This is a genomic window from Paucihalobacter sp., from assembly GCF_036825875.1.
In the GTDB taxonomy this organism is placed as follows: Bacteria; Bacteroidota; Bacteroidia; order Flavobacteriales; family Flavobacteriaceae; genus Paucihalobacter.
Genome location: NZ_DAISXK010000001.1, coordinates 1 through 25,568, shown reverse-complemented (window position 1 = coordinate 25,568; position 25,568 = coordinate 1). Strand labels below are relative to the sequence as shown.

Genomic DNA, 25,568 nt, shown 5'->3' with positions numbered 1-25,568 from the left:
ATAACTATTTAGACTAGAAAATGTCCAGTTGTAACGCGGTTACTAAAAATTACATCATGGGAACTTCTATAAATAACAACTCGCTGTTTTCGTTTGTTTCAACTTTAAATGACTCTATATCAAAAATACCCAAAGCGTCTCTTCCTTCTAATAGATGGTCTTGGATATTAAAGGCTCCAGAAATATTCATGACATACACACCCTGGTTTTTGCTTTTAAGTTGGTATTCAAAATTTTGATTGGCATCCAAATCAATTCGAGATAATACCACATCTTGATGTACTTTTAAACTGTTTTCATGGTCATTTTCCATTGAAGTCACCAAAACTTGTAATTTATTTTTACGGTTATTGGCATCAAATGCTTTTTGATCGTAACGTGGTTTCACATTCTGCTTATCTGGAAAAATCCAGATTTGAAATAAGCTTAAATATTCTGTTTCCGAACCGTTTATTTCTGAATGTTGAACGCCAGTGCCAGCAGACATTACCTGCACTTCTCCAGGAAGAACTGGAATCCAGTTGTTTGCCATATTATCTTTATGCTTCAATACACCACTAAGTGGTATGGTGATGATTTCCATATTGTCGTGCGGATGCGTACCAAAGCCCATTTTTGGGGCAATGATGTCGTCGTTTAACACGCGTAATACGCCAAAATTTGTTTTTTCGGGATTGTAAAAACCTGCAAAACTAAATGAGTGGTTGGCTTGTAACCAACCGTGGTTGGCAAAGCCTCTGTCTTCTGCTTTATGTAAAATTGTTTTCATACTATTGCCCGCGAAAGCGGGGATCTTAAAAGTTAATTATTATATTCTTTGTCTTTGTTCGAGATTCCTGCTTTCGCAGGAATATGTCATCGCATCTTGTCTAAAATTTGATTGAGTTGTTGAGCCTCAGTTTCGGACAATTTTTCCACTAAATTCTCATAAAAATCACTTGAAATAGCTTCCAAAAGCGTTTTTCCTTGACTGGTAATAGCAATGTGTACAACGCGTCTATCATCTTCACAGGGAATTCTATCTATCAAATGTTTGGAACATAGCTTATCCATTAACCTAGTGGCATTTGGCGAGCGCTCAATCATTCTGTCTTTTATTGTTTGAACTTTTAATGGCTCACTGGCACCGTTTAAAATTTTAAGAATATTGTATTGTTGTGGAGAAATTCCGAAGGATTTAAAAAATTCATTTTGAAAACTATTAATCCAATTGGCGGTATACATAATATTGATCAACGCCTTTTGCTTTTCGTTTTCAAATTTTGAATTGATATCTATTGAAAGATCTCCCATGTATAATATTTTTTGTCTCTATAAAGAAAGATTTATGTAATTATGACAATACATCTTTGTATAAGTCATGTTTCTTCTTGAATACGGCAGCAGCAAAGGGACACAATGGTATCACCTTTAAATTTCGTTCTCGAAAGAACAACACAGCTGACTCTATGAGTTTATAGCCCACGCCTTGACCCTTAAAATACTCATCTACCTCGGTGTGATCGATGATTACATTTTCGGTACCCGCATAGGTGTAAGTCATTTCTGCAAGTCGCTTTCCTTCTATTTCAATATAAAATGCTCCCTTAGTGCCGTTGTCGTGTTGTTGAATTTCCATTTTACAAACTATTTTTTAGAGCTTTAACTGCTTCTTGTAATACATTATTCAGTTCAAGATTCGCAATTTTACAATCCTTGAAATTATCACCAAACATTGGCAACGAAAATTTAGCTACGATATCGGCATTGTGAAAAGGAAATCTATTCACAGCTGCTTCCAAAACTGAGGCGCCACCTCTACCACCAGGAGAAGTTGCCATTAATAACATTGGCTTTCCGAAAAATGTTTTAGATTCTATTCTGCTCATCCAATCAAATAAATTTTTAAATGCCGTTGTGTAAGAACCGTTGTGCTCTGCCAAGGATAAAACGATGCCATCGCTGTTTCGGATAAGATTTAAAAACTTATGTGCGTTTTCAGGAATACCTTGTTTTTTTTCTAAATCGATGCTATAGATAGGTAAATCAAAATCGTTTAAATCCAGTAAGTTTATCGAAAAATCAGTTAAAAAACTCGTAGTATATTCAACTAATTGCTTATTGATTGATTGTTTACTATTACTTCCTGCGAATGCGATTATTTTTTTCATAGATTTTGGTTTATTAGTATTGATTGTTATAATTAAAGAACAAATTTAGAACATTTAAATTTATATTCCAAGGAATATAATTCCATGTTACATATATTTAACATCTCATTAAGGTTTTTAGGTTAAAATATTCCCGTGAAACTTTTGTAAATTCGTAGCAAACATTTTTCCATGGATATCAACTTCAATAAAAACGAAGATCACAATAAACTTTTACTCTCCGATTTAAAGCGAAAACTAGCTCAGGTAAAGCTTGGTGGCGGACAAAAAAGTATAGATAAACACAAAAGCAAGGGCAAATTAACGGCCCGAGAACGCATTGATTATTTGTTAGACAGCAAAACGTCGTCTATTGAAATTGGCGCTTTTGCTGGCGATGGCATGTACGAAGAACACGGTGGTTGTCCGTCCGGTGGCGTGGTGGTTAAAATAGGTTCCATCAAAGGCAAACAATGCATGGTAGTTGCCAATGATGCTACAGTAAAAGCTGGCGCGTGGTTTCCTATAACAGGCAAAAAGAATTTACGCGCACAGGAAATTGCCATTGAAAACAGATTACCCATTATATATTTAGTGGATAGCGCCGGGGTTTACTTACCTATGCAAGACGAGATTTTTCCCGATAAAGAGCATTTTGGTCGGATTTTCAGAAACAACGCCATTATGAGCAGTATGGGTATTACTCAAATCGCTGCTGTGATGGGTAGTTGTGTTGCAGGTGGCGCGTATTTACCAATTATGAGTGATGAGGCTTTGATTGTTGACAAAACGGGCAGTATTTTTTTAGCAGGTAGTTATTTAGTGAAAGCCGCTATTGGCGAAACCATAGACAACGAAACTTTAGGCGGTGCCACCACGCACTGTGAAATAAGCGGTGTTACTGATTACAAGGCCAAAGACGATAAAGATGCTTTAGACACCATTAAAAATATTATTGATAAAATTGGTGATTACAACAAGGCAGGTTTTAACAGAACCAAAGCCGTAAAACCTGTTGAAAATCCTCAAGATATCTATGGGATTGTTCCAAGAAGTCGTGCCGATCAGTACGATATGAAAGAAATTATCAAGCGATTGGTTGATAATTCGGAATTTGATGAATACAAAGCTGGCTATGGCAAAACCATTATTACCGCTTATGCCCGAATTGACGGATGGGCTGTTGGAATTGTTGCTAATCAGCGCAAATTAGTTAAAACCCAACAAGGCGAAATGCAGTTTGGTGGTGTGATTTATAATGACAGTGCCGATAAAGCCACCCGATTTATTGCCAATTGCAATCAGAAGAAAATTCCCCTAGTGTTTTTACAAGATGTCACCGGATTTATGGTGGGTAGTAAAAGTGAACATGGTGGAATTATAAAGGATGGTGCTAAAATGGTGAATGCGGTGAGTAATTCGGTGGTGCCTAAGTTTACCGTCATCATAGGAAATAGTTATGGCGCTGGTAATTATGCCATGTGTGGTAAAGCTTACGATCCGAGACTTATTGTAGCCTGGCCAAGTGCTGAGTTGGCGGTAATGAGCGGAAATTCGGCTGCTAAAGTATTACTTCAAATTGAAACAGCTTCATTAAAGAAAAAAGGAATTACCATTACTAAAGAGAAAGAAGACGAATTATTTAATGAGATTAAATCGCGTTATGATGCTCAAGTGTCGCCTTATTACGCTGCTTCGCGATTATGGACGGATGCCATTATTGATCCATTAGATACCAGAAAATGGATTAGTATGGGTATTGAAGTCGCTAACCACGCTCCTATTGAAAAGGCTTTTAATATGGGTGTTTTACAGGTTTAATTACCAGTGTGAGGTTTAATTCTCGGCACGGTTAGCAATTTGGTTTGCCGGCCATTCACATATCTAAAACCATCCTCACCAAAAAAACCAGCTTCTTCCAACATGATTCTAATATCCCGTTTCCACTCTGGAATCGTCACGGTTGTATTGAGTTCAATGGCGTAAACGGTATTTGAGAGTAACGGGTAATCACCAGCACCGGGTACACCATTTTGTGCATCCCACATGCCAATAGTTGGGCCAGCCGAATGACCATAAAAACCTAAGGGATGTGTGTAAATAGATGGCCGCAATCCAGCAGCTTTTGCCTGTTTTAAAGCATCGGCTAAAATGGCATTTCCCGATTTTCCATTTTTAAAATTATCAGTTAAGAAATCTTGTAGTTTATTGCCTTCGGCAAGTGCCTTGATCAGAAATTCGGGTGCTTGGGTTTCCTCGGGTTTTAATACATAAGCCAACTGTTGACAATCCGTATTTAATCGGAGATAGGTAATGCCAAAATCGCAATGCAGCAAATCGCCTGGCATGATCACCATATCGTCTGGTCTGTTTGAAAAAGCATAGAGGTGGTTGCCCAGGTCATCGTTACTGCGCTGCACATCTACTGTTGGATGAAACCAAGTTTCAAGACCTAAATCCAGCACTTTGTCGCGCATCCACCATTCCACATCGGTGGTAGTAGTAATACCTAGCGTGATGACTGCTTCTGAAAACGCTTCTGAAATAATTTGATGTGTGATGCTTACCAGTTGGTTATAGATGACCATTTCCTGAGATGTTCGTGTTTCGATCCAAGCGACTGCTAATTTTTCTGCTGAAGTGACTTTTGAATGAAAATTTTTAGGCAAATATTCCATAAATGCATCATAGTCGGTTTTGGCCAAGCCGTCGGCTATATTGAAATCTTCAGAAACATTGAGTCCGATTTGTTTCGGGTTGCGTTCATTAATGATTTCTATAAGTCTTTGCCATTGGTCTGGTTGCGTATCCTTATTCCATGCTGATACTATGTTTTTCCCAAAATTATAACGTGCCACTGCTAATTTTTCCATAGTATTGTTTTGTTTATTTCGGAAAAACACCAAAATGGTTCGTCTTCTCGCATTTAGCCAGGTTGCTGGCAGCATGGTTCTAACTACTGGGTCTTCATTATACTCACGTGTGATTAAAATCCACATATCAATTCCTACGTTATCCATTAAGTTAGGAAGAAGATTATTGAATCTGTCTTCAAGAATATTGTCAATGATTGTTGCGCGCTCGCGTTCGGGTAAAATATGCTGCGACCACATTAAATTTGATATTAAAACCAAACTTATAAGGTATACTTTTTTCATAATTTGATATTTGTTTTTGATGTGGACATTCAAGGGACTTTTTTTTTAAACTGGATTCACGAATTTAGACAATATTATGGCATAAAAAAAGGGTGACGATGCACCCTTTTAATTCATAAATGAGTAAAATTAATTTTATTTAACCAGTAACGCCTGAATATTTTTCAATCAATCTTACTATAAGGTCATTCAATTTCTCAACTTTATAATCATCTGCGGATGGCTTCAAATGGGTTTCACCAATACCACTGTCATCAGTTAAAAACACATAAGTTCCATTTGTTGATACACTGAAAAACCGCATTAAAAATTCAAGATCTTTATTTGCACCGCTCGCCACAATTGGAATAATTTTAATTCCCATCTTCTGGGCTAATTTTATCTGTTTCTGTAAAACTTCTACATTTTTATCATTGTAATGTGGTGGAGCATCCAATAATAAAAACAGTAATTTTGCTTTGGCTTTTACATTCCAAGATTTCGATAAAGAAGCCTTTAGAGCTTCCTCAACAGCTTCTTCATAATCTCCGCCACCATTGGCGTTTTGATTTGATAAGTTTGCTTTAACCCTATCTATATTGGTATCAAAATCAAAATCTCTAACAACGTACTCGTCTCCAAAATCCCTGTAAAAGGTTAATGCCACGCGCTTTTGATTAATTCTTTTGTCTAAACGTGATATTATATTTTTTAATTCCGACTTGAGATAATTCATTTCATCACCCATTGAGCCTGTTGCATCAATAGTAAACATTACTTCGACGTTGTTTTCTACATTATATTCTACGTTCTTTTCTTCCAACGTGAATACTACCTTTTTTTGGTTTGTAATCTTTTCGCCGTAAACACTATTATTTTGAATTACTTGAATTGTGTAAAAATCACTAACATTTTGTGAATTCAAATTTTTAAATAAAATAGCTTTACCAAAAACATCAGTCATAGCGACCATTAAAACTTCGTTTGCAGTATTGTATAGCGTTACTTTTATATTACCTAAAGGATTATTATTAATATCATTTACTAAGACTTCAATTTTACTTTCTGTGTAAAAACCCCAGTTTGTGTTAAGATTTTTTCCTTTTAGCACTTTTAACCATTCGTCCCACTTTTCATTATCATTAATTTCACCAGCGGTTAATTGACCTGATTGCGACTCGGTTACAGAACTCCTTGCTCCGTAAGTTTTAGCGGTGGATTTTTCACTTTTTGAGACTGATGCTGCACCTCTAATATATACTTTAGCTTTATTCTTTACAGAAGAAGAATAACCAGATACTACGACCTCATCAAGCATACTTCCAATTTCCAAAGCCACATTCACCACCCTAGATTTTCCAACTTTTACATTCTTGGTGTCATAACCAACGTAGCTGAATACTAGAATTTCACCTTCGTTTGCTTGAATTTGGTACTTGCCATCGAAGTCGGTTTGGGTACCAGTTGAGGTTCCTTTTACAATGACGTTTACTCCTGGCAGCGGATAGCCATCTTCTGCTCCTGTTACGATTCCTGAAATGGTTTGTTCTTGTGATTGCATTTGGAACACTATAAGGGTTACAAAGAGCATGTTTAATAAATGTTTCATAATAATAAAGTTTAAGGGTTAATTTTTAATAACTGAAATAATTTCTGGTAGCAATGCTATAGCGGTGAGTACAATAGAACTGGGTTTACCTTTTGATTTTTTTTCTTTTGTTGCCTGAATATTTGAGGTTATAGAGGTTGAAGATGAATTCGGATTTCTTATAATGACAATTGAATTTTGAAAGTCTTCATCAAAATGTGTATTCATATAATCATAAGCCATGGCAATACCATCATCGTGAAATTCCTTTATACTAGACTGCAAATTTTCGATGGTATGCAGAATTTTTTTTAATTCGGTTGAAGGCGTTTGTTGCAATGCGATGCCGTTAACACCTGAATAGGTAGCAATAGAAATGAGTGTTTCTTCTGAAAGTCTGCTAGAAAGAATTTTAAATGCTTGTTTTAACAAGACTGCCTCCTCAGCTGGAAGTGGTTGACCATTATATTGAAGTAAAAACACAACGTTGTGTGGTACTTCAATATTGCCCTGTTCCGTTTTATAGGTTTCAACTACAAAACCGATTAATTGGTCCAGTGTAACTGAATGTGTTTGAATATTTTTTTCCTGTGCGCTACAATTAGGAATTACCAGGATTGTGCAGAAAATAAGAATGAGCGTTTTCATAATGGTTGAGATTTTAGTTTAGGATAAAACTATCTCTCAATTACCAATTACAAAAACACCAATGAGTTAAGTGCTTGTTTTAATGAGTAAACTACCTTTTAATCTTTTTTAGGGTGGCTTGAATTTGAATTTTTCCTGGTGTGACTTCAGAAAACTTCGGCGTGAAATAGATGTTTTTGGGGATTTCAAACTTTTCCAATTCATCAAAAGTTGAAGCTGGAATTTCGAATTTATCCGATTCAATCACCAATACCACGTGTTCGCCTAATTTAGAATCATTTTCAGAAGTGATAAAAAACCGTTTGTCAATTTTTGAATGTAATTTTTCTTCAATGGTTTCTGGCTGTACTTTTACACCGCCTACATTAATAATATGATCGGCACGTCCAAGCCAGTTGAATTCTGTTTCAGAAACAAGTTCGACCACATCGTTGGTTATAATAGGCTCATCGGATAAATAGTCTGCTTTAATCACGAGGCAATTGCGTTCATCTTGTGATACCATCACACCCGGAAGTGTTGTGAAATACTTAGACTTAAATGCACCATTAAGTCCTCTAGCTGCAATATGCGTAATGGTTTCTGTCATACCATAAGTTTCAAATACAGCTGCATCTACATTGCTTAACTTTGAAACCAATCGTTTGGGAACCGCAGCACCACCTACTAAAAGCAGTTTGATATTATCGACAAAATTCAGGGTTTTTTCAAGTTGAATTGGTACCATAGAGGCAAAATCAAAAACAGTATCTTTATTGAATACAGGTCGGGAAAGTGGTTCTACGGTGGTGAGTTCTAAACCTAAAATCATGGCTCTTATCATCATCATCTTCCCTGCTATGAAATGTGCTGGTAAGCAATGTAAACAGATGTTTCCTGGCTCAAGTTTAAAATAATCACCAGTAGCTAGAGCTGATGCTACCATGGCTTGCTTTTTAAGTTTTATAATTTTTGGTAAACCGGTAGAACCTGAAGTACGTACCTCTACAACGTCTCGGTCATTGGTCCATTCTAATAAAAAATCGCCAATCTCCTTTTCATATAATTCGCCTTCTTTTATATAGCTGTAAGCAACTTCCTTAAGCTCGTCACGGTCAAAATGTAGTCCGTTTAATTTAAAACGATTGTGAATTTTATCGAAACTTGGTGTCATGTTGTATGGTTTTATTCTGTGGTGTTTTCAATATGAATGGTTCCTGTCAATTTTTCTTTCCAATTGGTCCATTTGTATTTCTTTGCAAAAATGAAGAGTATAATTGGAAAAATAATAAAGACTGGTAAGAAAATATCAAAAAATCCAGTTGGATCGGGTTCTGAAATATCACGGTACATAGAATGCGTTTGAAAGGCTGTCCAGTCGGCTGTCACGAGCAAAGCCGTAAACATATTATTGGCAGCATGAAAACCCAGAGCCAGTTCCATACCATCGTCCATTAAGGTTATAATGCCTAAAAATAAACCAGTGCCGATGTAATAAATCATAATTAAATTACCCAATTTATCTACTTCGGGATTAGCGATATGCAGCAATCCGAATACAACTGAAGTTACGAGTAATGGCAACCACTTATTTTTAAATATAAAGCCTATTCCCTGCATTAAGTACCCGCGAAACATATATTCCTCGAAACTGGTTTGAAGCGGTACCAACAGTAAAACAATTACGACTAAAATTGCAAATTTCTCTGGTTTAAAATTGAACACATAGTCTTCGGGGGTCAAGTAAATCCCAACAAATATTAATGATGCTGCAACGGTTCCCCATAACAAAAAAGCAAAGAGCACTCTGTTCCAATCAATTTTAGCTCTAGCCGTGGTGAGGTGTCTTAAACTTTGCTGGTGTAGCCATTTGGCTGCTAGAATTAAAAATAGTAAACCGCCAGCGAATGGCAATAACACTAAAACCAAATTGATATTCGGTTCAAAAACGGTCATCAGATAATTTAAATCATCTGCTCTGCTAGTGTCGAAATCGCCACTAAATTGCTTAAATACAATAGCAATAGCGTGTGGGGCAGAAAAAATTGCAACCCCAATAAAAGAAATAACAACTCCTAAAATATAGCGCCACCAATCGTTTTGAATTGTCCTTACTTGAGTTATGTACATTAGCTTAAATTAAAATTCCAATCTGTTTTTAAATTGTAGTGCAATTTACCACTTTTTACTTCTAAAGGGCTATCAAAATTATTGGTAAATAATCCGCCAGTGCCAAGGCCTTGCGGCGCAATGGTATTTAAAGAATACGTAAACTGAGCAATCGCGTTAAGTCCAACGTTGCTTTCCAAAGCACTGGTGATCCACCAACCAATTTTGCGCGACTCAGCAAGGTTTATCCACGATTTTGTGCCCGAAAAACCCCCAATAAAACTCGGTTTTAAAATGATGTATTGTGGTTGAATGTGTTGCAGTAATGTTTCTTTATTTGTTTGACTAAAAACACCAATTAATTCTTCGTCTAAGGCAATAGGAATGGGTGTTTTCTCGCATAATTTGGCCATGTCATCCCATTGGTTTATCGCTATTGGTTGTTCAATTGAATGTAAATCGAATGTAGAAAGGCGATTTAATTTTTCTAACGCATATTTGGGTAGAAAAGCACCATTGGCATCTACCCGCAGTTCCAAATCCTTAGCTGAAAAATCATTTCTGATAGACTTTAAAATGGATAGTTCGGTATCAAAATCGATGGCACCAATTTTCAGTTTTAAACAATGAAATCCTGCGTTAATTTTTTCTTTGATTTGGGCTTTCATAAAGGCTTCACTACCCATCCATATCAAGCCATTGATATTGATAGCAGATTTACCTTCCGTAAACGCAGAAGGAAATAACACAAACGCCGATTCACTTTCTAAAGATTTAAAAGCCATTTCCAAACCCATTTGAATGCTTGGAAACTTTTGAAGTTGGTGGTATAAATCTTTCAAACCTAAATTAATGTTTTCACAAACCCACTTTAATTGATCTTCATAATCGGATAGGTCATCCACTGATAAACCTCTCAATATACCACATTCTCCTATCCCCTTTTTACCATTTTCTTCAAGTATTATAAACCACGTTTCTTTGGTTTTTAAAATGCCTCGAGAGGTACCACTTGGTTGTTTAAAATTTAGAATATATTGACGGTATGTGGCTTTCATTTAAAAAATTTCAGCAAAAATACAATAAAAAGATTCTTAAAATTTATGGTGTAAACTAAGTTGAAATTGTCCTTTGCCAAAATTATTGCCTTGCTGATTCATCCATCCCAATTGGGTATTGAAGTTTTTACTTAAAACTTTACCAAGTCCAAAATAAGTTCGGTTTCTATCAAAATATTCTACTGTGACTTCTTTACCTATATTTTTTTCGTCATTAATAAACAACTCGTTGTAAAACGCGGCGTAAAAAACACCATTGTTAATTTCCTTTCCGTTAATAGGAATGTTCACGAATATATTATAACGGTAACGGGTTCTGAAATCTTGGTCTTCCACAAACCTTTGTTCGTATCTAAACCGGTGATTGAGATACACCCTGTTTCCAATTTTCTGAGGAAAAAGTGCTTCTTGGTAAAATCTAAACTCGGTATTAATGTCCTTGCTTGGTCCTAAGTCGCCAGTACTCACATGAGCGATGCCAGCTGTGAATTTTATGTTGGCATCTTTTGGCTTGTATGTGACTCCTGAGCGAATGAGTAATTGCTCTAAATCGCCCAAAATATTCCAATTTCTGTATTGAACATCGCCTTGAATTCCCCAGTTACTTTCATTAAATTCGTGGGTATAAAAATACATATACCACGCACCAGTTTGATTGATTCGTTGCGAAAACACGGTTTCAATTTGAAAAATAAGGAGGAAAATTATTAAATATTTCATTGTATATTTACTTTTATAAGGGTGTCTAAATCTATTTTGTTTTGTTTTAATGATTAAACAAACACCTATGCTTAACGCCAATTTAACAAACTTTAATTAGAACCACACTGAAAGTTACGAGCCATGCCCAATTTCCCAAATATAATTTTGTTCGCCATTCCGTTTTTCATTCTCGCCATGTTGCTGGAATTGTATGTAACCACCAAACAAAATATAAAAGCATACGAAAAAAAAGATGCGTTGTCTTCAATCGCAATGGGAATCGGCAATGTTTTGATTGGGTTTGCTAGCAAAGTAGTGGTGCTATTAGCCTTGTTTTTTGTATATGAACATTTAAGAATTTTTACCATACCGGTAGTTTGGTGGAGTTTTATCCTACTGTTTTTTGCTGATGATTTCTCATATTACTGGTTTCACAGAATTTCGCATGAATGCCGCTTATTTTGGGCGTCCCATGTTGTGCATCATTCGTCGCAACATTATAACTTAAGCACAGCCTTAAGGCAAACTTGGTCTGGTAGTTTTTACTCTTTTGTATTTTGGCTTTGGATTCCTTTGCTTGGTTTTCATCCTGCCATGATTTTACTTCAGATGTCGGTGAGTCTATTATATCAATTTTGGATTCATACCGAAACCATTGATAAAATGCCCTATTGGTTTGAGGCGGTTTTTAACACACCGTCGCATCACCGTGTCCATCATGGTAGCAATCCTGTATATTTAGACAGAAATCACGCAGGTATTTTGATTATTTGGGATAAACTGTTTGGTACTTTTCAACCAGAACTAAAAGAAGAAAAAGTTAATTACGGACTTACTTCAAATATAAATTCCTATAATCCAATATACATTGCATTTCACGAATGGGTTGCCTTGGGCAAAGATGCCTTCACAGGCAGAAAATCGTGGCGTGACAGGTTTCAATATTTAATAAAACCACCTGGCTGGAAGCACGATGGCACCGGAAAAATTAGCGACGACTTAAGAAACGAGTGGTTGAATTCAAAACAAAGAAACCCATGACACTAAACCATAAAGTGTTTTGGCTAACGGGTGCGTCCAGCGGAATTGGCAAGGCCTTGGCTTTACATCTATCTGTTAACGATAGCATTAAACTAATTCTTTCAGCCAGGCGCGAAATTGCGTTAAATGAAGTTAAAACACTTTGTAATTATCCGGAAAATATTTCTGTTTTGCCATTTGATTTAGCCAACCTAAACGACATGCCAGAAATTGCAAACCAAGCCATTAAAGCTTTTGGTAAGGTTGATATTTTAGTGAATAACGGCGGTGTGAGTCAGCGTAGCCTAATAATAGAAACATCCATAGAAGTTGATAAAAAATTGATGGAAGTTGATTACTTAGGAACCGTAGCCTTAAGTAAAGCCATCTTACCACATTTTATAAAAAATAAATCTGGTCATTTTGTCGTAGTGAGCAGTTTAATGGGGAAATTTAGCACTCCATACCGTTCTGGTTATTGTGGTGCTAAACACGCGTTGCATGGCTTTTTCGATGCCTTACGCATGGAACACCATACCGACGGCATTCACGTAACCATGGTCTGCCCAGGATTTGTAAACACCAATGTCGCTATAAATGCGCTTACTGGCAGCGGTCACACTCAAAATAGTCAAGATACCGCAACCGAAAAAGGTCTATCTGCCGAAGTTTTCGCAAGACGAATGACTAAAGCCATCACCAAAAAGAAATTTGAAGTATATATTGGTAAAAAAGAAGTTTTAGGAATCTACTTAAAACGCTTTTTTCCTAAGATTTTACATCATTATGTATTGAGAAGTACGGTACGTTAGAAATTAAGCCCTTCAGGGTTTGGTACCGATTTTTTTCGGGAATGAAAAAGGGTTTATCTAAAAAAATCAGACCTCACAGGTTTTGAAAACCTGTGAGGTCTTTTATATTTTGTAAAACCAATTCTTACAACTCCAAACTCTCGCCTATCTCAAGCAGCATTAAATCTTTATCGTTTTCAAAGAATTTACGCTTGGCAGCTGCGTGGTCTATTTCTATATAACCAAACGTATCGAAATGAACGCCTAAGATTTTGTCGCATTCAATAAAATCGCTGGCGTGAATTGCATCGTCAATTCCCATAGTGAAGTTATCACCGATTGGTAAAATAGCAAGGTCTAATTTGGTGAATAGCGGGATAAGCTTCATATCCATAGTAAGTGCAGTATCGCCGGCTATATAAATATTTTTGCGTTCACCTTCAATAATAAATCCACCGGGTTGGCCGCCATAAGAGCCATCAGGAAATGAGGACGTGTGAACCGCATTTACATACTTCAGTTTTCCAAAGTCAAATTCCCAACTGCCACCATGATTCATTGGATGACCTTCTAAACCTTTGTTTTGATAATGGGTGACAATTTCAAAATTTGAAATAATTTTCGCTCCTGTGTTTTTGACAATAGCTTCAACATCAAGAACGTGATCTTGATGTGCGTGGGTTAGTAAAATATAATCGGCTTTAAGTTTGTTAATGTCTATGTGACTTGCCATTTCATTGGCGGTAATAAAAGGATCTACAATGATATTTATGTCTCCTATTTGAATGCCAAGACTTGAATGACCGTAAAATGTGATTTTCATTTGTAAAAATTTAAATATTATAAGTTACTATTCTAAAATCATAAACTGCTTTTTGCTTTTAGCATCGCTCATCATTACAAATTTAGTGTTTTTATAAGTACCTCGAAATGGGGTATAAAAAGTTTTACCTTTATTGTCTTGAACTTTGTTGTAAGCCACTTCTCCATCCAAGCCAAAAACCACATCGTAAAGCGCTGACGATTCCAAAAATCCTTTTGACACCTTAGTGCGCCCATCATTTTTCTCGATTAAATTCTTGCCTGAATTTAAAAGTATATGCAACTGATTGTCTTTTAAAAAGGCATTGTACGATGGTGTTGTTGCCTTTTTGAAAATACTTCTTCCCAAATCTAACTGATTGTTTGCATTAAATTTGAGAACAAGAATATCGTTGTAATGATAAGTAGTTACATAATATCCTCCCATTTGTCCGTTGGACACGTAATACGATGTGACAAAAAATTCTTCTGCTATCAAATACGTATTTCCAGATTCATCCTGAAAAACATGGTCTATGTAAAAATTGGTTAGTTCATTGTCCTTTTTTCGTTCAGCTCTATTATCTCCATATAAATCTTCATAAACTGATAAAGGAAGTTCGCTTGATATTTTGTTCTTAAGACTTAAGGTTGATTTTATGTTAATAATAAAATTACAACCACCTTTAATCCTGCCTACCTTTTCTTCTGAATAAAACCCTAATAGTTGTAGTTGTTCAGGATTAGATTGACTGATATTTAAAGACCGAATATGTTCGTTATTATCTAGTTTCAACTCGATAGACTGAACCTCATCTTTTGAAACTTTATTAATAATGAAATCGTAATTAGCTTCACCTTGTTTTTTTTCTCGGCGACCTTCAATATACTTTTTACCTAAAACATAGGCTTGACCTAAATCATCTACAACAAGATCATTCGGCATAAAAAATTTTTCTTTGTCCTCTTGATAAGATTTGGTAAAAACTAATTTTAAAGTGTTAGCATTAAAAACTCTAATAGTATAAGAATTTAGATTCTTCTTTACATTATCGGTAGCAACTGCCAAAAAATTTCCATTTGGTGATAAAGCAAAACTGGTTTGTCTTTTACTTCCACCCGAAAATAATGGTTGGTTTTTTTCAACTGTTGCTGAAAACAATTTTTCTTTTCGATGTGATTTATTCTCAAAATTAAAAATATAAGCAAATACATTTCTTTCGGATTTATTGATGCTTTCTAAGGTGAAAATTTTTATTTCGTTCTCAGAATAAACATCCCCGACAAAGGATTCCTTTTTGGACTTTTCAACTGTTTAGCTTTGAATTTTATTTAGAGACGTATCAAAAATATCAAATAAAAAATGTTTCTTGCCTTCTCTTACAATACCGGTGTAATTATCTAAATTTGTGTGAATCGACAATACTTGATCCGAATTTTCTGAATCTTTAAACTCTTGACTTTCCGAAATTTTTAACGTGGTGGTTTGGGCTAAACATAGGTTAACTATGAATAAGCATAAAATAGTAGTTGTTTTCAATACATGAATTTTTAATTAGTCTTAATGTGAGATTTTAATAAATAACCTGACCCACTCCGAGAAGAATTGCGAAGAAAAAAGTTGTCAAGGCTAACACTTTAAGTTGCGGATCATATTCTGAAGGCTGTTTGGCTTTCACTACGGATTTAATATGAAAAATTAAAGGAATAAAGGTGAAGTAAAATATAAAATTATAAGGTGATGAATAGTATAAAATTGAAAATAACACCGATGCTACCATCGCCGAAATAATTAAAAATAAATGGTATTGCTTGGCTTTATCTTTACCAAATTTAACTGCCATGGTCATTTTTTCTGATTTCTCGTCACTTTCAATATCACGCATATTATTAAGATTTAACACGCCAACACTTAGTAATCCAACGGAAATAGCTGGTAAAATAACCACATGGTCTAATTGTTTGGTATTTAAAAAATAAGTGCCAACAACACTTAATATTCCGAAAAATGCAAAAACATACACATCGCCCAAACCTTTGTAACCATAGGGAGATTCTCCAATAGTATAAGTTAGTGCCGCATAAATTGCAAATGCTGCTAAACAAATAAAGATGAATGCGTATAAAAAATAGGAAAATTCAAAAGCTGCATACACCAAAGCCAAGGAACTGAAAATGGTAATCATAACAGTAGTTTTGATTGCATCTAGCATAGCATTTGCCGAAATAGCACCACTTTGAATAGCACGTTCTGGCCCTATACGTTCGTTATTATCGGTGCCCTTTACACCATCACCATAATCGTTTGCAAGATTAGATAAAATTTGAAAGGCAAGGGTTGTAGTGGTGGCAAATATGAAAATAAACACGTTAAAGTAGCCGTTGTAATAGGCCAAACAGGAACCTACAAAAATACCAGATATAGACAATGGTAAGGTTCTAAGCCTCATAGCTGAGACCCATTTTTTGTTACGATTCATAAATTAAAGTGTTTTGATTAGGGGATCCATTTTTTTACGAAATTCGGTTTGCGTTTTTCAAGAAAGGCATTTCTACCTTCAATTGCTTCATCTGTCATATAAGCCAAGCGTGTAGCTTCTCCTGCAAAAACTTGCTGACCAACCATGCCGTCGTCTGTTAAATTCATAGCAAACTTGAGCATTTTTATAGACGTTGGACTTTTTGCTAATATTTCTTGTGCCCATTCGTAGGCAGTAGCTTCTAATTTGTCGTGTGGGATAACAGCATTTACCATTCCCATATCGAAGGCTTCTTGGGCTGAGTAATTTCTTCCAAGGAAAAATATTTCACGTGCTTTTTTCTGCCCGACCATTTTTGCTAAGTAGGCAGAACCGTAACCGCCGTCAAAGCTGGTAACATCAGCATCGGTTTGTTTAAAAATTGCATGTTCTTTACTGGCGAGTGTGAGATCGCAAACCACATGAAGACTGTGACCGCCACCAACTGCCCAGCCCGGCACGACTGCAATAACTGCTTTTGGCATAAATCGGATTAGGCGTTGTACTTCTAAAATATTAAGCCTGTGATAACCATCTTCGCCCACATAACCTTGGTGACCTCTCGCCTTTTGATCGCCACCAGAACAGAAACTCCAAATGCCATCTTTGGTTGATGGTCCTTCGGCTGACAGTAATACCACACCAATGTTTACGTCCTCGTTGGCGTTGTAAAAGGCATCGTACAACTCGCTAGTGGTTTTTGGTCGGAATGCGTTTCTAACATCTGGTCGGTTAAAGGCGATGCGTGCTACACCGTCGCATTTTTTGTAGGTAATGTCTTCGTATTCTTTAACGGTTTCCCAAGCTATTTCTTTCACTAAAATTATATTTTAATTAGGCTTTCAAATATAAACCATCTGGTTTAATTTCAATAAGTTGTTGTTTGTAAAGGTTTCCAACGGCTTTTTTAAAGTTCTTTTTACTCATTTCGAGCCATTTTTTAATCTCGTCGGGACTCGATTTATCGGTAAGTGGCACAAAACCATCATGAGTTTCCAGCACGCCCAAAATTAATTCGGCATTTGGTTCAATATTTCGGTAACCAATTTGCCCTAGCATAATATCGAGCTTGTTGTCGGGTCGTACTTTTTTTACAATTCCTTTTAATCTATCTCCAACGCTGAGTTGTTTAAATAAATCGTCTTTAAAAATAAGTCCAGAATGTGTTTCATTAACAATTACATTCAAACCTATTTCTGAAGGATGAGAAACGATTAAATCAACTTCATCAAATTGTTCTACGGTTAGATTTGAATTATCTAAAAACTGATTCGTTTTACTCGAAGCCACTAATCTATTAGATGCTTCGTCTAAATAACACCTAACCAAATACCATTGACCAACCCGCATTTTTACAACCTGCTCCTTAAAAGGGCAAAATAACTCCTTTACCAAACCCCAATCTAAAAAAGCACCAAAATCGGTGACTTGATTACATCTTAATAACGAAAAATTATCTTTGGTAATGTAGGGTTTATCGGTGGTGGCGACTGGACGTTCTTCATTGTCTAAGTAAACAAATACGGTTAATTTGTCCCAAATTTTATATTCTTCAGGAACATACCTATTTGGTAAGAGAACTTCGTTGCCTTCATCGTCTGCAATGTACAAACCTTGTTGCGCTTCACGAATTATTGAAAGTGTATTGTATTCGCCTATTTTAATCATAGCACAAATGTAAGCATATTAGTTTTTTGATACTAAAAAAGCGTTACAAATAGCGGGTATTTGTAACGCTTCAAACTAATTGGTTTAAATTTTTATTTGTAAACCGATTCTTTTTTAAAGTGTTTTGCCAATAGGTAATAAACTACTGCTCTGTATTTATTGCGATTAGACTGGCCGTATTGATCCATAACAGATGTAATGGCTTTGTCTAATTCTGGACCATTTTTTAGACCCAATTTTTTGATAAGAAAATTGTTTTTAACGGTATCTAACTCAGCTTGGTCAGAACCTGCTACAGTTGCTGCATCGGCATTGTAAATTGAGGGTCCGCAACCAATAGTTACCTTGGTTAAAAAAGCCATGTCAGGGTTGACACCGCATTTTTCTTTTAAATCTTCTGCATACTTTGCAATTAATTCGTCTCTTTTACTCATGTTTTTTAAAGTTTTAATTATAAGAGTTTAAATATAATTAATCTTCTGACCTATTGCAAGTTTAAAAGTCATATTTTTAAATATTTTACTTGATAAATTTGAAATAATCTAACAAAATATCGTCGTTGCTTAATCTTGGGGTAAAGACTTCTAAAAGCTTTGGTTTTGAAGCGCTTTTAAAAAAAGAAACCAAGGCTTTGTCTAAAGATTTTTCATCATTTGCAGCATGGTATGAAAATCCGAAAAGATCACATATTGGCTTGGCATTTAAATGATGTTTGGTTTCAAAAAAGGTATCGAAATTTTCAGTGTTTTTGTGTCCTGGTAGTATTCTAAAAATGCCACCACCTTGATTGTTTATCACAATAATTCTGAAATTTTTCGGAATGTAATTATTCCAAAGTCCGTTGCTATCGTAGAAAAAGCTTAAATCGCCTGTTAAAAAAACCGTTTGTCTTTTGTTTACCACTGCGCAACCTACCGCAGTAGAAGTACTACCATCAATACCACTTGTACCTCGGTTACAATAAACATCTATAGTTTTTGAAATTTGAAATAGTTGTGTGTATCGAACCGCAGCACTATTACCAACCTGCAATATAGCTTTACTAGGAATCGCATTTAAAACTTTATCGTATGCTTTAAAATCGGAAAAAGGTATGATTTGTACATACTCAGCATGTTTACTTCTTCGAATTTGTCTAAGTTGAAGGAAATAATTTTTATAATCACTTTTTTTGTGATGGGTGAGTTTTGGCATAAAAGACTTAAAGAACTCATTTGGCGTGAATGGAATATGGGCCGTTAAACAAAAGAATGTGTCGTAAGCTCTATGGGGGTCAATATGCCAATGTTCTTTTGGTTTGTACTTTCTTAAGAATGATTTTATGCGTTTGGAGACTATTAAGCCTCCAAAAGTAATCAACAAATCGGGCTGAAGCTGTTCTAATTCCGCCTCACTTAATGGTGAAATGAGCTTATCTATTCCCGGAAAAAACTGAGGATGATGCAGATTAGAAGTCGTTTCAGTAAAAACTACAACGCTGTCTTCCTGGGCCAAATCGTTTAAATAATCTTGATCTATGGCATCAGCATCACTTACGCCTACCAGAACCATTTTACGCTCGCTATTTAGCCATCTTTCAGCATAATTTTTCACCTGAAAATCATCTAATTTGTGGAGCTTTGGTTCAATATTTAATAGTTTTAGTTTTACCGTTAATTCTGGAACCAATTCGTACAATGGGTCATCAAATGGAATGTTGACATGTACTGGACCCATTTTTTGTGAAGCGATTGAAATAGCACGTTGCAATTCAAATTCGTTGTATTCTTGAATGTCTTTTTGAATACCTAAAAACCGCTCAACACGTTGTTCTAAATTTTTAAGCAAAGGAATACTTTCTTCTTCTGGAAGGTAATTTTCATCTTTTACGTCCAATTTTAAATTGGAGCTAAACAGCACGTGTTTACCGTAAACATCACTTTGCATAATGGTTTGCCCGTCGCCAATTTCAAGCAAATGTTTTGGTCTGTCGGCTGATAAAACCACAAGTGGAATTCTACTGTAAAAAGCCTCGGCTATTGCCGGATAATAATTAAGCATGGCACTTCCTGAGGTACATACCAACACAACTGGTGTTTTGGTTTGCTGGGCAATTCCTAGCGCAAAAAAAGCTGCGCAACGCTCGTCAACAATACTGTAACATTGAAAAAACTCATCGAAAGTAAACCCTATGGTAAGTGGCGCATTTCTACTTCCTGGTGAAATAACAATATGCCTGATATTTTGCAATTTACAAAGTTCAACAACAGTTTGTGCTAATGGTATTTTTGGATATGACATAGAGACTTTTATAGCTACAAAGATACAAATAGCCTATAGCATTTAAAAAATTATAACACGCTTTTCACTGTTTGAAGTTTTGCCATAATTTCATGCCATTCACTCTGTGGATTTGAGTCTTTGGTAATACCACCACCAACATACAATTGCGCCTCAGTTCCCAAAATTTGCATACATCTTAAATTCACATAAAAATTTGAAACTGTTTTAAGGCTTTTGTAAGCGTTATTTTCAGTGTTTCGCCAATTAGTGTTGCGGTTTTGAGTTTTTGTCATGTTCAATTCACCCAGAAATCCTGAATAATAGTCACGATTATAGCCTTCATTTTGTAGAATGAATTGCAAGGCATTTTCTTTTGGATCTCCACAAACTGCAGGTGTAGGATGTAATTGTTGCAATAGGTCTTTAACACTAAACTGACTCTGATTAACAGTACTGATAATTTCCGTTTGAAGATGCAACAAATTACCTGCTTTTATGGTTTTCGCCTTGGAAACTGAAATTTTTGAAGATTCAAGTTTAAAAGCATTTAATTGTGATACAATATAGTCGGTAACAATTTGCTGTTCTGTTAACTCTTTGTCGCCCCAACTAACTTCTACAGTACCGTTAAAATTCTGAGTGCCTGCCAGTGCTACGGTACGGAGCGTATTTCCTTGTATCGTCATTAAAATTTCCGGAGTTGCACCAAGCCATAATCCAATTTTAGGATGGAACCAGCAGTACACAAACGCTGAAGGATATTTCTGAAGCATGCGCTCAAATATTTCAAGTGGTTGTGTATTTGATAATGGTGACGACATTTTTCTTGACAGCACTACTTTATTAAAATCATTCTGATGGATTTTGGAAATGGCGTTTTCAATTAAAACTTTATAATCAATTGGAGCTATAGATATTTCTTCTGTTTCCGATGATTTTAAAAAAGTATCTAAATTGGTGTATTCTGCTGATTTAATCTCACATTCAGAAATAGGAAACAATACTGTTGGCGTATTGATAGCTTCCTGAAACGGTGCAAATACAAAACCCTTTTCGGTATAATCGTTTGCTACATGCAAATCCGTATTTTTCTGTAATACGGCATTTATTCTTTGGGAATGTGGTGCACGATAGACCACAAATGGCAATTGATTATTAAAATGCTGCTGGATATTTTGAAGGAATGAATTCACCTATTTTTTGGGTAAAGAAATGGTAGTGAGTTTACAAAGCGAAATTAAACTTCCGTTATCGTCCGTAATACGTATTTGGAGTAATTGAGTAGTTCGACCACGGTGAATAAATGTCGCTTTTGCATACACATTTCCTTCGCGAGTACTTTTTAGATGGTTGGCCGTAATCTCGATACCACGCACAAAAACCTCGTCTAAATTCAAAAAAATATGCGCCGCAAAACTTCCTACACTTTCAGCTAACGCAACCGTAGCGCCACCGTGCAAAACACCATCGGGTTGATGAACCCGACTGGTTACCGGCATTTTTGCGGTTACAAAGTCATCGCCAAAATCAACAAATTCAATTTGTAAGGTTTCCATTAAGGTGTTTTTACATACCCTGTTGGCTTCAAATAAAACGTCTTCTCTCGATAATTGCATATAAAACTGTAATTTTAAACTTTGTTGCTAAAATACAAAACCAAGTATTTAATATGACCCACATTGAGAAAGAATTAACGTACAAAACCAGCAATACCTATTCAACTTTAAACCATTTAACATCTCAAACTGAAAACATTTGGTTTGTTTGTCATGGCATGGGTTATTTAAGCAGGTATTTTTTGAAGTATTTTAAAGGATTGGACGCTGTAAAAAATTATATCATAGCTCCGCAAGCCCAAAGTAAATATTATTTAGGTTCGAAATTCAAACACATTGGTGCGAGTTGGCTAACAAAAGAAAACACAGTTCTAGAAACCGAGAACATCATGCGTTATTTTGATGCTATTTTTGAGGCAGAAGGAATTGCAAGGGATAAAAAACTAATTGTTTTAGGGTACTCACAAGGTGTAAGCGTTGCAATGAGGTACATGGCAAAACGCAAAATAAAACCCGAAAATTTAGTAATTCACTCCGGTGGTATACCTAATGAATTAACAACAGACGATTTTAGTTATTTTGAAGGCAAAGTAACATTAATTTATGGCACTAACGACGAATATTTAGATGACACTAGAATTAAAACTGAACGACAAAAGGCTCGAAATTTGTTTGGAAAACGGCTGGAAATAGTTCCTTTTGAAGGGAAACATGAGGTGAATACCTATTTAATAGAAAGGCTTTTCGAATGACGTGGCAATAAATTTAGGTATTACCTGTTTCTTGCGCTTTCATTATTTCTTTGATCTATTTAGCCATCATAGCCCGTGCTATGCCCGGGAAATACCTTCCTAACAACACGAATACTTTACCATGACCGGTTATAACAGCCACTTTCTTGCGTTTTTCAATGGCCTTTATCATATCTACTACAGCTTTATCAGTAGGCCACATAAGATTAGCGGGACGCGGGTCTGGCGCTTCAGGGTTAAAATGCCCTGAATTATCTACTCTTGTAATATTGCTGTCAACAAAGCCAGGATGAATAGTTGTGCAACTTACTCCCGTACCTCTGAGTTCTACTTGAAGTGATTCACCAATATTATGTACAGCGGCTTTACTGGCACCATAGGCCGAAACAAAAGGATTTGGCACAAAGGCCGAAACGCTACCAATTAAAACCAAGCGCCCACTAAACTTTTTTAATTCGGGGATGGCGTATTTGGCTGTCATAGCCAAGCCTACCACGTTAATATTAAACTGGCGTTCCCATTCCTGCTGCGACGAATGCTCTAAAAAATTGGTGACGGCACAACCCGCATTGGCAATGGTTATATCAATTCGTCCATAATGTGATAAAATTTTTATGACTGCTTTTTTAATAGATTCTTCAATTGTTACATCACACACAATGGCGTAAGCCTCTCTACCATCATATTTAATTTTTGAAGCCAATGCGTCTTATAAGTCTGAGCGACGTGCGCTTACTACCACTGCATAACCTTTTGAAGCATATTGTAGCGACATTTCCTTACCAATTCCGGAGGAAGCCCCGGTAATCCAAACTACTGGTTTCGATGTTTTCATAATATTTGATATTTAAATTAAGCCATACCAAATAAATAGGTTAAAAATCTCACATTACCAAAGTAAGTTAATACTCCAAGCAATACGGTAACTCCCATTAAAAGAACAACGCCTGAGTATAATGCCCATTTAGGAAATTTTTTATAGGTAGCACGGATAAAAAATTCGGCGACGAATAAGTTTGGAATGTAAAAAAAGAAAGTCATGATATAATCAAAAACGCCTCTAAAGTCTTGTTGCGGCCAATCTAAACCCAACAGAAAAACCAAGTTGTATTCTTGCCTGTATAACCAAGATGCAATGGCCAGGGCATACAACCTAATAGCCCAGGCCCTGTGTTTTTCTATTTGGCCGGCTCTGGCAAATTTTATGGTAAGTATGGCACATAACAACATGGCCAAACCATAGCCGGTAAAACCAATGTTCATAACCGTACCACCAATGGTGCCTTTAAAAAAAATGAACATCAATCCACCAATGGCCGCTAAAATGCAAGCGATCACGTAAACCCTGCCAACCCAGCGGTGAAAATTTATAAATTTATTTCTGATTCCTTCAATTAACTGTATGCTTCCCAGAATTAAAATAATGGCACCTGCAAAAAAATGAAAGCCAATACCGGAGTTAGAAATGGGGTAATTTTCTTCATACAAACCCGGTAAACTTTTATTCCAATCTTCTGGCTTTCCTGATAAAATGTCTCCGCCGAAATATACAAAAATCTTGAGTGCGAATAAAATGCAACTTAACCAAACTATTGAGATGAGCAGAGTTGCGGTAACATTGAGTAGTGTTATTTTTTTCATACTATTTTTTATCAATGATTATGATGCATGCACGGTATACTTGCTCCTAAAATCTCAGGTTCATTGCTGTTGTATTTCTGACCAAAAGCGACCGGTTCATCCAAATCTTTGATCCAACGTTCTACTACATTGAAACATGGATATATCTCCAACGCTTTTTCATAAGTGGCTCGTGCTCTTTCCTTGTCGCCACCCTTTGCGAAAATATCCCCGGTAAAGGCAAAAGCATACACAAAATCCGGGTATAGGTCATGCATCAATTCAACTAAGGCGAAAGCTTCTTCTTTTTTCTCATCTCTCAAAAACATACGAGCGGCAGACTGTAACATGTTCCAGCGAACAGGATATTCTTCATCAATAGTTTCTTTGTTTTCCAAAAATATTTTTAGGGTTGCTTCTATGCCATCTGATTCAAAACGGGGAGCAAACCATTCGTGGATGTGTTTGGCTTTGGCCAATTGTTTTGCTTTATCAAGCATTCCATCTAAATAGGCACGATCCAAATGCTTCCCTCGAAGAACAACAGCATATATATCTTGAGCATTTTTAATATCTTCAAGTGGGTTAGCATTGAGCAACAATACATTGGCCCGTTTACCAACCTTAATTTCTCCAACTTTGTCATTCTTCATGGCCTGAGCGGGATTGATGGTTGCTGTTTGAAGGGCTTGTAGTGGTGTCATGCCCAATCGTGCGAATGTTTGCATTTCTTCCTGTAGGCTAAAACCGGGATAAATGTAGGGTATGATATAATCAGTCCCGGCAATAACCTTTGCACCAGACTTAATAAGCATCTTAATTTGTTCTTCTCTCTTTAATACCTCAGCTTTATCCATTTCGAATTGAATACTATCCAGCCTTGATGTGTTTAAAAAATTGTCTTCTGCCCAAGAATCTTTGATGCTATTATTCATACCATGATATTTTAACACTAAAGGTACATACTCATTTCTGGCATCGGATATCATCTCTTTCTTAAATATTCTCAATGTACCCTTTGAGGTCACATAAGTAGGGCAAAACCAAATATCTTTATCATTGAGTTTCTCTAGGTTTTGTAAGGCTAGAATACTGTCTCTATATTTTATGCGTAAAGTTTGGAATTCATAGTATTTTCCGGACTCGAATAGATGACGCATTTCATCAGCGTGTTCTCGGGTATAAAACAAACTTTCCATTCCATACATATGGTCATCAATTCTATGTCC

27 protein-coding genes and 1 pseudogene are annotated in these 25,568 nt (G+C 36.0%); 4 read left to right on the top strand and 24 right to left on the bottom strand.

Annotated features, from left to right (window positions below):
- Nucleotides 1–49: 49 nt before the first annotated feature.
- From V7Z48_RS00140 to V7Z48_RS00125, 4 genes are all read right to left on the bottom strand, one after another.
- Nucleotides 50–769 (bottom strand): pirin family protein, encoded by a 720-nt coding sequence (locus V7Z48_RS00140; RefSeq protein ID WP_334111348.1) that lies wholly within the window; start codon nucleotides 767–769, stop codon nucleotides 50–52.
- Between the two features lie 86 nt (nucleotides 770–855).
- Nucleotides 856–1,293 carry a MarR family winged helix-turn-helix transcriptional regulator gene (locus V7Z48_RS00135; RefSeq protein WP_334111347.1) on the bottom strand — a complete coding sequence of 146 codons (438 nt, stop codon included), beginning with the start codon at nucleotides 1,291–1,293 and terminating at the stop codon, nucleotides 856–858.
- Nucleotides 1,294–1,333: 40 nt separating this feature from the next.
- On the bottom strand, nucleotides 1,334–1,618 hold the full coding sequence (locus V7Z48_RS00130; protein WP_334111346.1) for a GNAT family N-acetyltransferase: 285 nt from the start codon (nucleotides 1,616–1,618) through the stop codon (nucleotides 1,334–1,336).
- 1 nt (nucleotide 1,619) lies between these two features.
- Nucleotides 1,620–2,150 (bottom strand): NADPH-dependent FMN reductase, encoded by a 531-nt coding sequence (locus V7Z48_RS00125; RefSeq protein WP_334111345.1) that lies wholly within the window; start codon nucleotides 2,148–2,150, stop codon nucleotides 1,620–1,622.
- A gap of 171 nt (nucleotides 2,151–2,321) precedes the next feature.
- Here V7Z48_RS00125 and V7Z48_RS00120 point away from each other — a divergent pair, with 171 nt between their 5' ends.
- Complete coding sequence (locus V7Z48_RS00120; RefSeq protein WP_334111344.1) at nucleotides 2,322–3,950, top strand: acyl-CoA carboxylase subunit beta; 1,629 nt, start codon at nucleotides 2,322–2,324, stop codon at nucleotides 3,948–3,950.
- On the opposite strand, the gene V7Z48_RS00115 is transcribed toward V7Z48_RS00120, so the two are convergent.
- The 7 genes from V7Z48_RS00115 to V7Z48_RS00085 form a co-directional block, all read right to left on the bottom strand.
- Nucleotides 3,947–5,287 (bottom strand): M24 family metallopeptidase, encoded by a 1,341-nt coding sequence (locus V7Z48_RS00115; protein ID WP_334111343.1) that lies wholly within the window; start codon nucleotides 5,285–5,287, stop codon nucleotides 3,947–3,949. The genes V7Z48_RS00120 and V7Z48_RS00115 overlap by 4 nt on opposite strands.
- 139 nt (nucleotides 5,288–5,426) lie before the next feature.
- The gene (locus tag V7Z48_RS00110; RefSeq protein ID WP_334111342.1) at nucleotides 5,427–6,875 is read right to left on the bottom strand and encodes a vWA domain-containing protein; all 1,449 of its coding nucleotides are present in this window, start codon (nucleotides 6,873–6,875) and stop codon (nucleotides 5,427–5,429) included.
- An 18-nt stretch (nucleotides 6,876–6,893) separates the two neighbouring features.
- On the bottom strand, nucleotides 6,894–7,502 hold the full coding sequence (locus tag V7Z48_RS00105) for a hypothetical protein (protein ID WP_334111341.1): 609 nt from the start codon (nucleotides 7,500–7,502) through the stop codon (nucleotides 6,894–6,896).
- A gap of 91 nt (nucleotides 7,503–7,593) precedes the next feature.
- Nucleotides 7,594–8,655, bottom strand: coding sequence for an AMP-binding protein (locus V7Z48_RS00100; RefSeq protein WP_334111340.1), 1,062 nt, complete (start codon nucleotides 8,653–8,655; stop codon nucleotides 7,594–7,596).
- A gap of 11 nt (nucleotides 8,656–8,666) precedes the next feature.
- Nucleotides 8,667–9,611, bottom strand: a complete 945-nt coding sequence (locus tag V7Z48_RS00095; RefSeq protein ID WP_334111339.1) for a CPBP family intramembrane glutamic endopeptidase — start codon at nucleotides 9,609–9,611, stop codon at nucleotides 8,667–8,669.
- Nucleotides 9,611–10,648 carry an o-succinylbenzoate synthase gene (locus V7Z48_RS00090; protein WP_334111338.1) on the bottom strand — a complete coding sequence of 346 codons (1,038 nt, stop codon included), beginning with the start codon at nucleotides 10,646–10,648 and terminating at the stop codon, nucleotides 9,611–9,613. Before V7Z48_RS00090 ends, V7Z48_RS00095 begins: the two co-directional genes overlap by 1 nt.
- Nucleotides 10,649–10,684: 36 nt before the next feature.
- Nucleotides 10,685–11,368 carry a DUF2490 domain-containing protein gene (locus tag V7Z48_RS00085; RefSeq protein WP_334111337.1) on the bottom strand — a complete coding sequence of 228 codons (684 nt, stop codon included), beginning with the start codon at nucleotides 11,366–11,368 and terminating at the stop codon, nucleotides 10,685–10,687.
- Between the two features lie 123 nt (nucleotides 11,369–11,491).
- Between V7Z48_RS00085 and V7Z48_RS00080 the strand changes: the two genes are divergently transcribed.
- Both V7Z48_RS00080 and V7Z48_RS00075 read left to right on the top strand, forming a co-directional pair.
- Nucleotides 11,492–12,391 (top strand): sterol desaturase family protein, encoded by a 900-nt coding sequence (locus tag V7Z48_RS00080; RefSeq protein WP_334111336.1) that lies wholly within the window; start codon nucleotides 11,492–11,494, stop codon nucleotides 12,389–12,391.
- Nucleotides 12,388–13,182: an SDR family oxidoreductase gene (locus V7Z48_RS00075; RefSeq protein WP_334111335.1), complete on the top strand. Its 795-nt coding sequence runs from the start codon at nucleotides 12,388–12,390 to the stop codon at nucleotides 13,180–13,182. The genes V7Z48_RS00080 and V7Z48_RS00075 overlap by 4 nt, the downstream gene beginning before the upstream one ends.
- Nucleotides 13,183–13,306: 124 nt before the next feature.
- On the opposite strand, the gene V7Z48_RS00070 is transcribed toward V7Z48_RS00075, so the two are convergent.
- The 10 genes from V7Z48_RS00070 to V7Z48_RS00025 all read right to left on the bottom strand — a co-directional run bounded on the left by V7Z48_RS00070 (nucleotide 13,307) and on the right by V7Z48_RS00025 (nucleotide 22,027).
- On the bottom strand, nucleotides 13,307–13,984 hold the full coding sequence (locus V7Z48_RS00070; protein WP_334111334.1) for a metal-dependent hydrolase: 678 nt from the start codon (nucleotides 13,982–13,984) through the stop codon (nucleotides 13,307–13,309).
- Nucleotides 13,985–14,011: 27 nt separating this feature from the next.
- A complete protein-coding gene (locus tag V7Z48_RS00065) occupies nucleotides 14,012–15,124 on the bottom strand; it encodes a hypothetical protein (protein ID WP_334111333.1) in 1,113 nt (370 codons plus the stop codon).
- A gap of 153 nt (nucleotides 15,125–15,277) precedes the next feature.
- Entirely contained in the window at nucleotides 15,278–15,502 is a 225-nt protein-coding gene (locus tag V7Z48_RS00060) for a hypothetical protein (RefSeq protein WP_334111332.1), read from the bottom strand.
- A gap of 34 nt (nucleotides 15,503–15,536) precedes the next feature.
- Complete coding sequence (gene menA / locus V7Z48_RS00055; protein ID WP_334111331.1) at nucleotides 15,537–16,442, bottom strand: 1,4-dihydroxy-2-naphthoate octaprenyltransferase; 906 nt, start codon at nucleotides 16,440–16,442, stop codon at nucleotides 15,537–15,539.
- 17 nt (nucleotides 16,443–16,459) lie between these two features.
- Nucleotides 16,460–17,290 carry a 1,4-dihydroxy-2-naphthoyl-CoA synthase gene (locus V7Z48_RS00050; RefSeq protein ID WP_334111516.1) on the bottom strand — a complete coding sequence of 277 codons (831 nt, stop codon included), beginning with the start codon at nucleotides 17,288–17,290 and terminating at the stop codon, nucleotides 16,460–16,462.
- Nucleotides 17,291–17,315: 25 nt separating this feature from the next.
- Nucleotides 17,316–18,149, bottom strand: coding sequence for a CvfB family protein (locus tag V7Z48_RS00045; RefSeq protein ID WP_334111330.1), 834 nt, complete (start codon nucleotides 18,147–18,149; stop codon nucleotides 17,316–17,318).
- Nucleotides 18,150–18,241: 92 nt separating this feature from the next.
- Nucleotides 18,242–18,583, bottom strand: coding sequence for a DUF2853 family protein (locus V7Z48_RS00040; protein ID WP_334111329.1), 342 nt, complete (start codon nucleotides 18,581–18,583; stop codon nucleotides 18,242–18,244).
- An 85-nt stretch (nucleotides 18,584–18,668) separates the two neighbouring features.
- Complete coding sequence (menD, locus tag V7Z48_RS00035) at nucleotides 18,669–20,429, bottom strand: 2-succinyl-5-enolpyruvyl-6-hydroxy-3-cyclohexene-1-carboxylic-acid synthase (protein WP_334111328.1); 1,761 nt, start codon at nucleotides 20,427–20,429, stop codon at nucleotides 18,669–18,671.
- A 50-nt stretch (nucleotides 20,430–20,479) separates the two neighbouring features.
- Nucleotides 20,480–21,604, bottom strand: coding sequence for a chorismate-binding protein (locus V7Z48_RS00030; protein ID WP_334111327.1), 1,125 nt, complete (start codon nucleotides 21,602–21,604; stop codon nucleotides 20,480–20,482).
- Complete coding sequence (locus V7Z48_RS00025; RefSeq protein WP_334111326.1) at nucleotides 21,605–22,027, bottom strand: PaaI family thioesterase; 423 nt, start codon at nucleotides 22,025–22,027, stop codon at nucleotides 21,605–21,607. It abuts the gene before it with no gap.
- Between the two features lie 53 nt (nucleotides 22,028–22,080).
- On the opposite strand from V7Z48_RS00025, the gene V7Z48_RS00020 reads away from it, so the two are divergent.
- On the top strand, nucleotides 22,081–22,719 hold the full coding sequence (locus V7Z48_RS00020) for an alpha/beta hydrolase (RefSeq protein WP_334111325.1): 639 nt from the start codon (nucleotides 22,081–22,083) through the stop codon (nucleotides 22,717–22,719).
- 55 nt (nucleotides 22,720–22,774) lie between these two features.
- Here the strand turns inward: V7Z48_RS00020 and V7Z48_RS00015 are convergent.
- The 3 genes and pseudogenes from V7Z48_RS00015 to V7Z48_RS00005 form a co-directional block, all read right to left on the bottom strand.
- A pseudogene (locus V7Z48_RS00015) lies at nucleotides 22,775–23,554 on the bottom strand (SDR family NAD(P)-dependent oxidoreductase).
- A gap of 17 nt (nucleotides 23,555–23,571) precedes the next feature.
- Complete coding sequence (locus tag V7Z48_RS00010) at nucleotides 23,572–24,360, bottom strand: DUF2306 domain-containing protein (RefSeq protein ID WP_334111324.1); 789 nt, start codon at nucleotides 24,358–24,360, stop codon at nucleotides 23,572–23,574.
- Nucleotides 24,361–24,371: 11 nt separating this feature from the next.
- A partial coding sequence (locus V7Z48_RS00005; RefSeq protein ID WP_334111323.1) for an amidohydrolase family protein occupies nucleotides 24,372–25,568 on the bottom strand: 1,197 nt, incomplete at its 5' end.